13 protein-coding genes are annotated in these 13,169 nt (G+C 67.8%); 6 read left to right on the forward strand and 7 right to left on the reverse strand.

What is annotated here, in order from left to right; all coding sequences use genetic code 11:
* Nucleotides 1-177: 177 nt before the first annotated feature.
* The 5 genes from ABZ457_RS09135 to ABZ457_RS09155 all read right to left on the reverse strand — a co-directional run bounded on the left by ABZ457_RS09135 (nt 178) and on the right by ABZ457_RS09155 (nt 7,292).
* The gene (locus tag ABZ457_RS09135) at nt 178-3,837 is read right to left on the reverse strand and encodes a hypothetical protein (protein WP_359155556.1); all 3,660 of its coding nucleotides are present in this window, start codon (nt 3,835-3,837) and stop codon (nt 178-180) included.
* 67 nt (nt 3,838-3,904) lie between these two features.
* The gene (locus ABZ457_RS09140) at nt 3,905-4,120 is read right to left on the reverse strand and encodes an ASCH domain-containing protein (RefSeq protein WP_359155558.1); all 216 of its coding nucleotides are present in this window, start codon (nt 4,118-4,120) and stop codon (nt 3,905-3,907) included.
* A gap of 105 nt (nt 4,121-4,225) precedes the next feature.
* Nucleotides 4,226-5,203 carry a hypothetical protein gene (locus tag ABZ457_RS09145; RefSeq protein ID WP_359155560.1) on the reverse strand — a complete coding sequence of 326 codons (978 nt, stop codon included), beginning with the start codon at nt 5,201-5,203 and terminating at the stop codon, nt 4,226-4,228.
* 201 nt (nt 5,204-5,404) lie between these two features.
* Nucleotides 5,405-5,935 (reverse strand): NUDIX domain-containing protein, encoded by a 531-nt coding sequence (locus ABZ457_RS09150; protein ID WP_359155562.1) that lies wholly within the window; start codon nt 5,933-5,935, stop codon nt 5,405-5,407.
* 1 nt (nt 5,936) lies between these two features.
* Nucleotides 5,937-7,292, reverse strand: coding sequence for a helix-turn-helix transcriptional regulator (locus ABZ457_RS09155; protein WP_359155564.1), 1,356 nt, complete (start codon nt 7,290-7,292; stop codon nt 5,937-5,939).
* Nucleotides 7,293-7,516: 224 nt separating this feature from the next.
* On the opposite strand from ABZ457_RS09155, the gene ABZ457_RS09160 reads away from it, so the two are divergent.
* The 4 genes from ABZ457_RS09160 to ABZ457_RS09175 all read left to right on the forward strand — a co-directional run bounded on the left by ABZ457_RS09160 (nt 7,517) and on the right by ABZ457_RS09175 (nt 10,578).
* On the forward strand, nt 7,517-8,266 hold the full coding sequence (locus ABZ457_RS09160; protein ID WP_359155566.1) for a hypothetical protein: 750 nt from the start codon (nt 7,517-7,519) through the stop codon (nt 8,264-8,266).
* 81 nt (nt 8,267-8,347) lie between these two features.
* Nucleotides 8,348-9,259 carry an aminoglycoside phosphotransferase family protein gene (locus ABZ457_RS09165; protein ID WP_359155568.1) on the forward strand — a complete coding sequence of 304 codons (912 nt, stop codon included), beginning with the start codon at nt 8,348-8,350 and terminating at the stop codon, nt 9,257-9,259.
* Between the two features lies 1 nt (nt 9,260).
* Entirely contained in the window at nt 9,261-9,998 is a 738-nt protein-coding gene (locus ABZ457_RS09170) for a class I SAM-dependent methyltransferase (protein ID WP_359155570.1), read from the forward strand.
* Between the two features lie 31 nt (nt 9,999-10,029).
* Nucleotides 10,030-10,578: an HAD domain-containing protein gene (locus tag ABZ457_RS09175; RefSeq protein WP_359155572.1), complete on the forward strand. Its 549-nt coding sequence runs from the start codon at nt 10,030-10,032 to the stop codon at nt 10,576-10,578.
* Nucleotides 10,579-10,635: 57 nt separating this feature from the next.
* Here the strand turns inward: ABZ457_RS09175 and sodN are convergent, their stop codons facing one another.
* On the reverse strand, nt 10,636-11,031 hold the full coding sequence (gene sodN / locus ABZ457_RS09180; RefSeq protein ID WP_359155574.1) for a superoxide dismutase, Ni: 396 nt from the start codon (nt 11,029-11,031) through the stop codon (nt 10,636-10,638).
* Nucleotides 11,032-11,181: 150 nt separating this feature from the next.
* Here sodN and sodX point away from each other — a divergent pair, with 150 nt between their 5' ends.
* A complete protein-coding gene (gene sodX / locus ABZ457_RS09185; RefSeq protein ID WP_359155576.1) occupies nt 11,182-11,607 on the forward strand; it encodes a nickel-type superoxide dismutase maturation protease in 426 nt (141 codons plus the stop codon).
* Here sodX and ABZ457_RS09190 read toward each other — a convergent pair.
* On the reverse strand, nt 11,526-12,140 hold the full coding sequence (locus ABZ457_RS09190) for a CGNR zinc finger domain-containing protein (protein ID WP_359155578.1): 615 nt from the start codon (nt 12,138-12,140) through the stop codon (nt 11,526-11,528). The two genes, sodX and ABZ457_RS09190, sit on opposite strands and share 82 nt — an antisense overlap.
* A 229-nt stretch (nt 12,141-12,369) precedes the next feature.
* Between ABZ457_RS09190 and ABZ457_RS09195 the strand changes: the two genes are divergently transcribed.
* Nucleotides 12,370-13,059, forward strand: coding sequence for a class I SAM-dependent methyltransferase (locus ABZ457_RS09195; protein ID WP_359155618.1), 690 nt, complete (start codon nt 12,370-12,372; stop codon nt 13,057-13,059).
* The last annotated feature ends 110 nt before the right edge of the window (nt 13,060-13,169 follow it).

The following is a 13,169-nucleotide window of genomic DNA, read 5'->3' on the forward strand; positions in this document are numbered from 1 at the left end:
GGATGCTGCGGGTCGCTGACCTGGCCTTTTGCTGTTGGCTGGCGATGGGGTACGACGGTCCTGATCGGGTGTCCTGCGGACTGTGTGCGGACTGCTCGGACAGTCGAAGACCCGCTCCGGATGAGGCTTCCTGTCGCTAGACGCTGAGGGGCCAGAAAGCGAGATCCTGCTGGAGCACTAGCGAGCGCGGCGCTTGGATCTTTTGCCGTGCCGAGTCTGTGCTGCAGCCCATGCCGTCAGCTGGTGGATGGCCATGACTGGTACGTCCGATGTCAGGACGCGTGACGAAATCAGGTCGCGGCTGGTGACCACGACGGGGGCGACAGTCCAACCTCGGGTGTCGGCGCTGTTGGTGAAGTGGTTCAGTGTGGGGGCCAGGTGGGTGCGGATCCATTGAGCTCGTCTTGCGATCTTGAAGACGGCGCTCTTGTCTCCTCGCAAGAGTGCATCAGCTTCGTTGGCCAGCTCAGAGGGGTTCCGGGCCATCTCGAAGTCCTTGGATTCCACGATGAAGATGATCCTTTGATCAAGGTTGATTCCCAGGGCGTCGATGTCGCCGAGGTCGTCCCCCTGGGGCGACATGAGGCGTCGCCCTGCGACCTTGCCTACGCTGTGGGCCGTGATGGAACAGCCTGCGTCAGCCAGGGCTCTTTCTGATTCCTTCTCAAACTCCTTGTTGTGGTCCTGCCGGATGGACCCCATGAGCTTCTTCATCGTCGCCGAGGTGGCTTTGAGCCTGCCGGAATACACGAGGTCGACCCAGTAGGGGCCCGTGCTCCATACGTGCCTGGGCGCCCATGTCAGCACATCGCCGTCCACGCCAGTCAAGCGGACCAGCGGACGTCGTGTGTAGGACCACTCACGGTTATAGCGCCAGGGCCACGCGTCGGCGCCCACGGACAGGAACTTGGCGCGTGGGCGCAGGCTAAGGCGATCGAGGAAGGCATGTGCTTTGTCGTCGGCCCAACCCAGGGTAGAACCAAGGTGCTGTTGGACGCGGGTGGCAGGGAGGGTGAATGGTTCGTCATCGCACGCTTCATCGCCCAAAGCGATGATTTCGCCCATGCCGTGTGCGAGTTCGGTTAGGGTGAACCCGAATTCGGCGAGCATGGCTTCTTCAACCTTCGTAGAAGGGGCTGCGGCCGTGCGGGGCGCCGAGGGGGCGGAAATCTGGTCAGCTGTTGCCATGGCTGCGCGGGCTCGGTCCAATGCCAAGGCATCGGTTCCCGTTTCGTACTGATCACCGCGAGAGACGCCGAGTCGGCCCGACTCCAGTAGGGACAGCTGTGCGGTGGAGAAGTCGTGCCGGATGGCATCGGACAGCGTGGCTCGAGAGATCAGGTCAGCTGCGATCGCCAAGAGTGTGTCGTAGGTGTCTAGGGTCAGGGGCTGATCACCTGAAGGTGGGGTAGCGGCCGCGTACTCGATGAGGAAACGGCTTGCCTGTGCGGCGGCCACTCGTTTTCTGCTGTCCTTGGCGATCTGTGTGGCGGGCTGGCTGGATGTTCCGAAGCAGGCGAGTCTGGACCGCAGGACCTGATCATCGTGAGCCTCTGCGCGGATGAGCGCCTCGTGCCGCGCCATGAGCTGGTTCATCAGGCCCTCGGGGGCCAAGCTGGCGATCAGGTCCTGAATGCGCTGGAAGTAGTGCTGGACTGTCTTGTTGAGCACATCAAGGCGTTTCTCCTCCGAGACGATCCCCTGCGGGATTCCCTTAGCGGCGAGCCATTCACCCAGTTTGTCCAACACGACTGCGGAGGCAGCTGGCTGCACAAGTCGGGCGGCAGGTAGCCGCCCTGGGCGCAACAGCATCGGTCGGGCTTGTGCGTGCAGCATCTTCTTGTGACCGACAGGAGCGAGACGTTCGACAAGGTCGCTGACCACGAGGTCGCTGTCGTTGCCAACCATGGCTTCAGCCAGGACCTGGACGATCACGCGGTCGGCGCTGTTGTCCTCCACCAGGAGGGAAGCTACGCCTGCGGCCAGCAGCTCAAGGTGAATGAGCCCTGCGCTACGCGCTTGCCGCGCGATCCAGGGGGCCGGGGCCTTATCACCGGGCTGGGTGACATGTCCTGCCAGAGCCTTCAACCAGGCGTCCGCGTTGTCGAAGGACACCGTGATCCGCACACGCCCCAGGTCGTCGGCCATTGCGAGTAGTTCGTTGGGCGCCGCGAGCGAGACCTGCCAGGCCCAGTAGGCGACAGCTTCAATGACCATCTCTTGGAAGGATTCCAGGGCACCTGCTGTGTCCTGACTAGGTCCGATCCAGACCTGAAGGCCTGCGGTTTCCACAAGCAGTTCGTCTTCCGGGACAGTGGGATGTGTCCGGTAGATCGGTGCGGTGTCCACGCCGTATAGGGCGAGAACTGGAACGAGAGCAGGGCGGTGAGGGCTGGCAACCACGTGATGGTCGTACCGCTGGTGGGCCTCGACTCGCAACGCCTGGCTGAAGTCGGAGTTGACCATAACGACGTTCGGCCTGCGCTGATCCGACAGGTAGTAGCTGTACTCGTTGTCACGGTACATGCCGTAGTTGTCGAGCGTGCCGAAGGAGTGGACCATGGCGTCGGTGTGCAGCTTTTCGTCCGCTTGAGCGAAGCGCCACAGAAACAGTGGGTCCGTGCCGTCGAGCTCCGCCATAACGCGGAGGTCATCGACGGTGGTGGCGAGACGAGGGCCGACTCGTGACGACTTGCGCAGGCCGAAGAACGAGGAGCGGCCCAGACCTTGATTGATGATGAGCCGCAGGCAATGCGCGTCACCCTGTAGAGGATGGACTGGTGTTTCGTGCAGTTCATGCAGCTGTTGCATGACTCTGGCAGCATCCCAGTGCCCGTAGGGGGTCTGGGCATCGTAGTCAGACAGGTCATCGGTCACGACTGCCAGGTCGAGGTGCTTGTCATCGGCGAAGGTGAACTGGCGGCGGCTGATCTGCGGATCATCATCGACTTGTGCCGCCGAGGGTAGCGGCGTTGCCCCGCAGCCGATCAGGATTTCGGTGGCTTCGTTCAGGACGCATGCGCGTACGAGCTGGATGAGCTGAGGGTCGCAGCCATGTTCTGTGGCGAGGACGAGGAGACGATGACGCAGGGTTGCGGACAGTTCACCTGGATTCGCGATGACCACGGTCGGACCGACGGTCAGCAGCGGCGTGAGAATCATTCCGTCGTCAGGGCCGAGCTCCGCTGTGAAAGTGTGCGTGCCTGGTCGGATACTCAGGCTGTCCAAAACCTGCAACGCCTGCGGCGGCGCGATCCGGGACAAGGCGGCCTCGTCGAAGGTGACGGCTTCGCATAGTGCGCTCAGCGCATGCTCTCCTGGTACGAATACCTCCTCCCTGGTCGCTGTAGGCGGGATGACACCACGAGCGAGCCCTGCGCGGAGAAGCGCCGTGTGGCTCATGCGCAGTACTACCTGGACCAGTTGGCTTGCCTCGCGCCGGAAGGTGGCGGGAAGCGTCTTGCCCTCCGGTCCGAAGACGCTGCGCAGGATCAGGCCGAGTGTGTACGCCGACCTTTCCGTCAGCCCCTGGGCGACTAGGTAGGGACCGCCGTGAAACGGCACTTCTGCTGTGTACAGGTCGTTGTATGGATCTTCCTGAGATCGGACCGCCGCACTGCCGATCACCGGATCCTTCAGCAGTGACCGGATCCTGCTCGGTGACAGGCGAGGGGCTTCAGGACGGCTTGGCAGGCAGGCGCCGACAGCAGCAAGCCTCTGCAGCCTGACCAGGCAAGGGATGTTCTCGGAAATCAGCTGCAATGCGGCGGCCGATCGCACCAGAGAAGGACCGTCCACCGTATTCCACGGCTTTGCGTCAGAAACAAACTTTGTCACGGCCGCTCCTCTTCCAGTACCCGGCACGCTCCTGTTGCCGAGGCCACACGGGTGACGTTACCGGCCTTCACTGACAGAGCCCGTCAGACGAAAGGAGGGCACTACGGCTGGCTGGCGAAGAATCTCCTGCGCCCTCCCGCTCGGTGCGTCTTGGTCGCCGGCGGTGAGGCCGGCGAGGTGGGTACTTGACCCGCACCTCGATGGTTTTGGTGCCTGCGGCGACGAGCTCGAAGTACTGGCGGTGGAGGTTGAGCTCGCGGACGCGGGAGGTGGGCTCGGTCATCGGGAGGAAACGCTCCTGGAGGACGGTGCGGCTATCAGGCAGTCGCCTATGAACTCGAGAGGTGGTTGATCCGAATCAGGCTTTCTTGGGAGGCGATCCGCTGGCTCAGTTGTGCCTCTGAGGCGTCGGCACGAGCAGGCGTGGAACATCGGCTGAAGCGTCGGAATCGGACGTGCGGACTTCACTGTCCGGCGCGGGCTCGGGCATGGGTGCTTCGAGGCGTGGAAGGTGCCGCAAGGCGATGGGGATTCTGCCTGTTGCCAAGTAGGGAATCTGCACTACGAGGTAGATCAGCGGAGCGAGGAGAAGCAGGTACTCGGCGCTGACCCCAAGGGCCTTGAACCCCGCAATTAGCCCGACTCCGGTCAGGAAGGCCAGGAGGTGGCCCAGAACCATACGCCACGAGAGTGATCCTCCTACGGGCACGGACTCTGTGGGAGCGGATTCTGCCGCAGGGACCATATTCAGGGGCTCCTGACGCCCAAGGGCGTCGATCAAGTGCACGATGTGCTCCGCGAGCACCCTGACCTGGGAACGATCACGAAGGCTGGTCTCGAATGCGCTCTCCAGCTGCTGGGACATGGCGGCGCACTGCGTCAGCAAGGCTGCGCGCGTTCCTGGCTTGCGGGAGACACCGAACTGGGCGTACATGAGGAGTGCGTCGCTAAGTCTGTCTACGTTCCTACTGAGCTGTGCCGTGGTCACGGAGGTGGCTTGGTTCTCGTCTGCCTGGGTCTGGCAGGCCACGAGAGTGCTCACGGCAGCCCACTGGGCGTAGGCAGGGGATCGTCCTCGTTTGACGGCTATCAGGTCTAGTTGGACGTAAAGCGCCGTGAGCAGGAGGAACGCATACGACGGCAGCCACATCTCCATGGCCATGGCCCACCGGTGCTCCGTGAGCATGGTGAGCAACGCGCCCGTGCCGATAGCGATGAGGCACAGGAGGAGAAGAGAGAGGGAAACCACTCGACGCCCTCGCCCAGCCAGGTCCCAGGTCTTCAGCTCGGCCTCCCCCCACTGCTCTGGATGTTGGATCCCCAGTCCGTTCAGCGCGCCTTCGGCTTCGTGAATCAGAGTCCGCACCCGTGTATGCGTCCGGTTCCGCAGGAAGGAAGCTCGGTTGAGTACGCGTCCTGGCTTTCTGACGGGGCGGGCGACAAATACGAAACCGGACAGAACCGCGGTGGGGGTCACGAGAGTGGTTAGAGCCGACACGGCTGCATAGAAATGAATGAGGAGATTCAACACCGCTCCCTTCAGTCCCTACGGGGTATGGGCCCTCCTCTACCTCCAGCCGTTGAGGGAAACCTCCGGGCCTCCCGCGAGGTACCGGTGGAGGGCGCTTGAAGTGGTGTCCACGAAGGGCTCCGGGATGGCGTCGGCGTCGACCCAGCGGACCTGGGAGTGCTTGCGGGGTTCGCGGTTTTCGGGTTCGCCGGTCCATTCGTGGGCGGCGAAGACGACCGTGAGGAAGCCGTTGGGGGCCTCGACACCCCAGGCGCCGTGGATGACGTGGGCGACTTTGAGGGACTCGGGCTTCACCGTGAGGCCCGTCTCCTCGTAGAGCTCGCGGACCGCGGTCTCTGTGATGGGTTCGCCCGGTTCGCTCTTGCCGACGGGGAGGTCCCACATGCCCTGGGCGAACTTGGCGTTTTCGCTGCGTTGGAGGAGGACGACACGATTGGTGGCCTTGTCGTGGACGATGACGGCGGCGACCAGCAGGGTCATGGATTCGAGGGCCGGCTTGAGTGCCTTCAGTTGGGCGTCGGTCTGCTGGGCCACGGGGTTCCCTTCGTCGGGCGGGTTGTTGGGCATGCTAGGCGAGCGCTTCGCGGGCTCGGCGTGCGAGATCGGCCGCGCCGGGGACGCGGCGGCGTTGATAGACCGCGAGGGTGGAGCGGATCGAGGAGATGGCCTTGCGGGTCCGGTCGGAGGTCATGCCCTCCATGAGGACCAGGGCCTGGGTCCAGGCGGCGACGGCTTCGTCGGCGCGGGCTTGGGCGGCGAGGCTGTCGCCGAGGTCGGCGTGGGTGAGGGCGTGGACGCGCTTGTACTTCTGGGGGTCCCAGCGGGTGAGGGCGTCGCGGTGCTGCTGCTCGGTGCCGATGTGGTCGGCGAGGTCGGTCAGGGTGCGTGCGGTGTGGCTGGCGACGGTGCCGGCGGCGGGACCGCTCACGCGGGAGTAGCTGGGCTGGGGGACGTCGTCGCGACGGAGTGCGTCCTCGGCGGCGAGCAGGGCGCGTGCTGCTGACGAACTCTCCCCTGTGGCTGCGTAGGCGCGGGCGTGGGTGATGTGGAGGAGGGCTTCCGTCTGGCCGTCGACGTGGCCGAGGCCCCGGCGGAGAGCACCCTCGACGAGGTCGACGCAGTGGTGCGGCTGCTTGAGGCTCAGGGCCTGATGGGCGAGGGCGCGCATCATCCAGGCGGCGTGGCCGTGGGGGTCGGCTTCGCAGGCGAGTTGGTAGCCGACCTGGTAGTAGCGCTGGGCGGCGCCTTCCTGGCCGAGGTCGTGGTGCTTCCACCCTGCGAGGTAGGCAAGTTCGGCGACCGCGCCGAAGGCGGCCCGGCGTAAGGCTTCGCTGGGGAAGCGTCCGCGCAGTATGGGGGCGGCGGTGTCGGCGAGGTACGCGGTGACGGTGGTCAGGCCGTGCCCGCCGCCGAGGCGCTCGTCGGCGGCGCTGAAGGCCGCGGTGATCTGGCGTACGACGTCCACGTCCTCCGCGCCGACCAGGGACGTGCCCGTGCGGGCGCGGAGCATGCGGGTGGTGGCTTCGTGGTCGTATCCGAGCGGCATGGCGACGCCGGCGGTGGTGAAGGCCGCGATGGCGAGGAAGCGGCGGCGCTCGACGTCGGCGCGGCCCAGGTCGGTGACGGCGAGGACGGGGTCAGCTTCCGTCGGCTCTTCGTCACCGCCGGAGTGGAGGCCGATCTCGGTACGGGTGATCGTGCGCCCCGCTCGGCGGGACAGCGCCTCGGCCAGGTACTGGCCCACCCGACCCGAAGGGGCACGGGTGCCGTTCACCCAGTGCGAGATGGCCGACTTGTTGGTCTGGAGGATCTCGCCGTTCTCGGCCGCGATGCGCCGCACGTCTCTGGCGAGGGCCTCGTAAGTGCCGCCAGCCGCGTCGATGGCGTCGCGCAGACGGGAGTTGGGTTCTCGCTGCGCCGCCACGATCGCCTCCACCCCGGAGCTGTAAACCGCGTATACCGCTTCAACTGCCCACCACCGTACCCACTGAGCGTGACCACCGGTTCACTTATCAGCAGCCGCCCGGAACGGCGCAACCGTGATCCAGGCTCCCCCCTTGGTCCGGGCGGCACCCCGAAGTTCCGTACGCCCACACCGGGCTCGGGCATTCCTGTGCCCGAACCCGGCCAATCAGAGACGGAGACACGGTGACCACCATCGACACCACGGCCATCACGGTCGAGCTGCCCGAGGCGTTCGACCCGCGCTGGAGCCGCCTGCCCGGCATCCACGTCGACGGCCGGCGCATCACCATCGACCCGGCCGCGTACTTCTTCCGCTTCGAGTCGAGCACCTGGCTCGTCGCCGACTGGGAGCTGGTCAAGTCCCAGCTCCTGGACGTGGACGAGACGACCGAGAGCGCGGTCGAGCAGCTCGCGCTCGACTTCATCAAGCAGCACAGCGAGTCCACGTCCGATGTGGCCCGCGTCCTGGCCACCGCGTACGAGGTGTACGCCTACCTCTTCCGCGACGAGCACCTGGCCGGCCTCGGCATCCCGCAGATCACCGCCGACCACCTGCGGATGCTCCGCGAGGCCGCCACGCTCATGGCGCTCAACAAGGTCGAGCTGGACGGGCACATCTCCAACGTCGGCCCGTGCTGGTTCTTCCCCGCCGCCACCTCCGTCGTCTTCGACCTGGACGACGAGATGGGCGGGATGCTCGACGAGGTCTACCACGGTGGCTGGTTCAACGAGCACCGCCGCATCGAGTCCATCAAGGCCCACGCCGCGCTCGGCGGCCGGCTCGTGCACGGCTGCCAGTCCGTGCCGGACCAGTCCGGCGGCGTGGTCGCGCCCTACGGTGCCTCGATGGCGAACTTCCGCGACGACCTCGCCGCGTTCAAGGCGGGCTGGATCGAGCAGGTCTACGCCCACCGCGTGAACCCCGCCGCGTAACCCACCACCCGATCAGGCTCCGGGGCGGGCCGGCATCCCTCGCCCGCCCCGGACGCCACCACCCCTCCCCGGAGCCCTCCCGTGACCACGAACCCCAGCGCCGAACTCCTCGACAACCTGCTCACCGCGACCGGCCAGACCACCGCCGTACGGGAAGAGGTACGCGTGTGGTCCATGTCCGGCGTTGAGCGCGTGACCTTCCCCGGCGGCTCCACGGCCGTCTTCAAGTACGCCAAGAAGCCCTTTGACAGCGAGGACCAGTCCCTCCGCCTGGCCCATGCCCTCGGCGTCCCCGTCCCCCAAGTCCACGCCTCCGCCGTCCGCGACGGTTGGCTCGGCATGCTGATGGACGACCTCGGCCCCACCGCCCGGGAGGCCGACGACCTTGACGGCGTCGCCGCGGCCGTGATCCTGCACGGCACCCGTACGGCCCCGCCCTTGCCCGTCCTCGACCAAGACCGACTGCGCACGCTCCCCGCCCGGGCACTGGAACACCTCGAACAGCTGCGCAAGGCCGACCGGTGGCAGGACACCGACGACGTCGAGGACGCGCTCGACCGAATCGCCCAAGCCGCCGAGGCCCGCTCGGCCGGAGCAACGTTGGAACCGTTCGGATGGGTGCACTCCGAGTTCCACCCCACCAGCCTCCACATCGGCAAGCGCGGCTGGCGGCTGCTCGACTTCGCCCGCGCCTTCACCGGCCCCGGCCTGCTCGACCTCGCCAGTTGGCACGGCACCATCGAACCCCCGCACCCCGTGCGCCTGCGCGTCTTCCTGGAGCAGTACGTCACCGCCGGCGGCACCCCCGACGCCCTCGCCCCGCGCGGCGGGCTCACCGCCGAGAACTGGGCCCTGGGCTGGCACCGCATGTGGGCCGTCGAGTGGTTCATGGAGCAGGCCATCCGATGGATCAACGACCCGGCCACCGACCCCGCCTACCTCAAGACCGTCCGCCGCCACCTCAACGACGTCCTCCACCTCCTGGAGATCTGACGTGCTCGCCCAGGCATCCCCCTGGCACGCCCACGCCGTCCAACGCACCGCCGCCGGACTCGCCGAACCCCTCTCCGTGCCTGCGCGGATGGAATGGACCACGAGGCCCGGCCAAGGGCCCGGAGCAGAGATCCTCGGCCCCGACCTACGCGGCAAGCGACTCCTGGAACTCGGCTGCGGCCCCGGCCACAACGCCGCCCACCTCGCCACCCTTCCCCAAGCTCTCGGCTCCGCGCGAGCAGGGGAGACCCCAATCGGCGCCCACGTCACCGGCGTCGACCTGGTCGGCCTGCAGGTCCGCCGCGCCCGCTCCCACTACGGGCGGTTGAACAACCTCACCTTCGTCGCCAGCCACGCCCTGCACTACCTGCATGCCCCCGACGAGTACGAGCAGTTCGACGCGATCTACTCCGTCTTCGGCGCCGTCGGCCTGGTCGCCCCTGAACTCCTGCTGCCGACCATCGCCCAACGCCTCACGCCCGGACGAGTGCTCGCCTTCTCCGTCCCGCACCCACAGCGTGGTGGCCGAAGCCCCTCGGGCGACGACCGGCCCCGCCGCGACTACGTCACCCTTCCCGACCGCACCCGGCTCCCCATCGCCCGATGGGAGTTCTCCACGGACCGCTGGGAGAAGCACCTCAGCCGGGCGGGCTTCTGGCTCACCTCGGCCCAGGAGTTCCACGACCCCCGCATGGGCCACTGGCCCACCACCTTGCTGATCCGCGCCCGCAAGCTCTGACATCCGCGTTCATCCGGACTATGGAGGACCGATGCGCCCGCCTTACCTGCTCATCGACATCGACGGCGTCCTCATACCCTTCCCCAACGCGGACGGCTCGACCCCGGCCACCCACGCCCGCCACGACGTCGTCCCCACCGGCCGCAGCGCCGACAACCCGGTCACCGTCTGGCTCCACCCCGACCACGGCCGCCTGCTCATGGACGTGATCCGCACCGGCCTGGTCACCCCGGTCTGGTGCACCAGCTGGCGCCAGGACGCCACCGCCCTCATCGGCCCGCTCCTCAACCTTCCTACCCTGCCTTACATCGACCTCCCGCGCCCGCAGATCACCACCAGCCACCCCAACGGCTACCTCTGGAAGCGCGACCACGTCGACGCCTGGCTCGGTGACGCTCCCGCCGTCTGGATCGACGACGACTTCACAGACCTCGACCACGCTTGGGCCACGGAGCGCACCAACAGGGGAGTGCCGACCTTCCTCATTCAGCCCGTCCCGCGTCTCGGGCTGCAACCCGAGCATCTGGACGAGCTTGCGGCATGGGTCTCGCAGCTTCCCATAGTTGCTCGTACCGTTTAACGCCCGAAGGGGCACGACCGCCAGGCGGTCGTGCCCCTTCGGATCGGGGACGGAAGGTCAGGCCTTCTTCGTCTCCCAGAAGATCCGGTCGATCTCGGCGATGAGCTCCAGCGCCTTCTCACCGGTCTTCGGGTCGGTCGAACCCTTGGCGGCCGAAAGGGCCTTGAGGGTCTCGTTCACCAGCGTGTTGAGCTGGGGGTACTTCTCGAAGTGCGGCGGCTTGAAGTAGTCGCTCCAGAGCACCGAGACATGGTGCTTGGCGAGCTCCGCGCGCTGCTCCTTGATGAGGACGGCGCGGGTGCGGAACTCGGGGTCCTCGTTGGCCTGGTACTTCTCCTGGACGGCCTTGACCGACTCCGCTTCGATGCGGGCCTGGGCCGGGTCGTAGACGCCGCAGGGCAGGTCGCAGTGGGCGCTGACCTTCACCTTGGGGGCGAACAGGCGGGAGAGCATGAAGCTGTCCTTCCTCGTGATCGTCTTCTCAGGTGGGACATTACTCCGTGAGAAGCGTGATTTCCCGAGTGCCCCCGGGGGCTTAGGACAAAAGTCCGGGGCCGGGACGGGACGCGTGGCCGAACGTACGGTGGACCCGGAGGTGCCCCGATGAGTGAGCAGGTGCGTCAGGCGCGACCGCCTTTCGGCGTCGCGGAGGTGACCGGGCGTTCGATGTATCCGACGCTCCGGCACGGCGACCAGCTCCTGGTGCACCACGGCGCGGAGGTCCGCCCGGGGGACGTGGCGGTGCTGCGCCACCCGCTCCAGCAGGACCTGCTCATCGTGAAGCGGCTGGTGGAGCGGCGCTCCGGCGGCTGGTGGGTGCTGGGCGACAACCCGGACGACGAGGTCGTGGACAGCCGCGCCTTCGGGCCCGTCCCGGACGAGCTGGTGCTCGCCCGGGTGCGCGCCCGGTACCGGCCGATGCTGCCGGGGCGCCGCCGCACCCCCCTCTACGTGGCGTCCTGGGTCGTCTCGGCGCTGCGCCCGGTGCTGGCGGACCGCTCGGTCTCCAGCCGCTTGCGGGCCCGGTAGGCGGCGACGTTCGCCCGGGTGGCACAGCGGTCGGAGCAGTAGCGGCGGGACCGGTTGGTGGACGTGTCCAGATAGGCGTTGCGGCAGGGCGCGGCCTGGCAGAGGCCGAGGCGGTCGACGCCGTGCTCGGTGAGGTGGAAGGCGAGGCCCATCGCGGCGATGGCCGCGTATCCCGCGGTCGCGTTCGACGGGTGGTCGGCGAGGTGCATGTGCCAGAGCGGCCGGCCGTCGTCGTCGCGGAAGTCGTGGCCGGAGATCTGCGGGCTGACGGGGTACTCCAGCATCAGGGAGTTCAGCAGGTCCACGGCCCGGGTCTCCTCGCCCTCGTCCGCCGCGGTGAACACGGCCCGCAGCCGTGCCCGGACCCCGCGGAACCGGGACAGGTCCGCCTCGGTGGCCCGCCGGGCCGCCTGCTGGGAGGCGCCGAACAGCTCGCGCACGGCCTCGACCGAGGTCAGCGAGTCCTTCTCGCGGACCGGCTCCTCGGTGTTCACCAGGCGCACCGCGTAATCCGAGTAATGGGCCAGTTCCACTTGTAGTCCTTACGGGGACGGTCTACTGTCGGCGTAACGGTGGCGTAACGGCCGCCATCGCTTCGAGGGTATTACGGACGGGAGGGTTCCGGTGGTGGAGACGGCAACCGGTACGGGAACGGAGACGGGGGCTGGTGCGGGGCCGGGCGCGGGGACGGGCCCGGCGGGGAAGGCCGGCACCGACTGGCGGGCGTGGCAGGAGAGCTGGGACCGCCAGCAGGAGTGGTACATGCCCGACCGCGAGGACCGCTTCCGGATCATGCTCGACATGGTCGAGGCGACGGTCGGCACCGCGCCCCGGGTCCTGGACCTGGCCTGCGGCACCGGAAGCATCACGGACCGGCTGCTGGCGAGGTTCCCGGACGCGGTCAGCACGGGCGTCGACCTCGACCCGGCGCTGCTCACCATCGCCCGCGGCCACTTCGCCGGGGACGAGCGGGTCACCTTCGTGACCGCCGACCTCAAGGACCCGGAGTGGACGTCGGCCCTCCCGTACCCCTCGTACGACGCGGTGCTCACGGCGACCGCGCTGCACTGGCTGCACAGCGAGCCGCTGGCCGTGCTGTACGGGCAGCTCGCGGGGCTGGTCCGGCCGGACGGCGTGTTCATGAACGCGGACCGGATGAAGGACCCGGCCACGCCCCGGATCAACGCCGCCGAGTCCGCCCACCGCCACGCCGCGATGGACCGCGCCCGCGAGGCCGGCGCGGTCGACTGGGCCGAATGGTGGGCCCTGGCCGCCGCGGACCCGGCCCTCGCCGCGCCCACCGCCGAGCGCTTCCGCATCTACGGCGAGCACGCGGACGGCGACACCCCCTCCGCCACCTGGCACGCGGACACCCTCCGCGCGGCGGGCTTCGGCGAGGCGCGGACGGTCTGGGCGTCCCCGAGCGACGCGCTGGTGCTGGCGGTGAAGTAGCCCCCGCGCGGCCGCCCCCGCGCGCCGGAGCACGCGGACCGGAGCAGGGAACGCCGGAGCGGAAACGCAGGAGCAGGAACGCCGGAGGGGCGGTACGGACCCGTGGTCCG

The sequence above is a fragment of the Streptomyces sp. NPDC005805 genome (assembly GCF_040630445.1).
Lineage (GTDB): Bacteria > Actinomycetota > Actinomycetes > Streptomycetales > Streptomycetaceae > Streptomyces.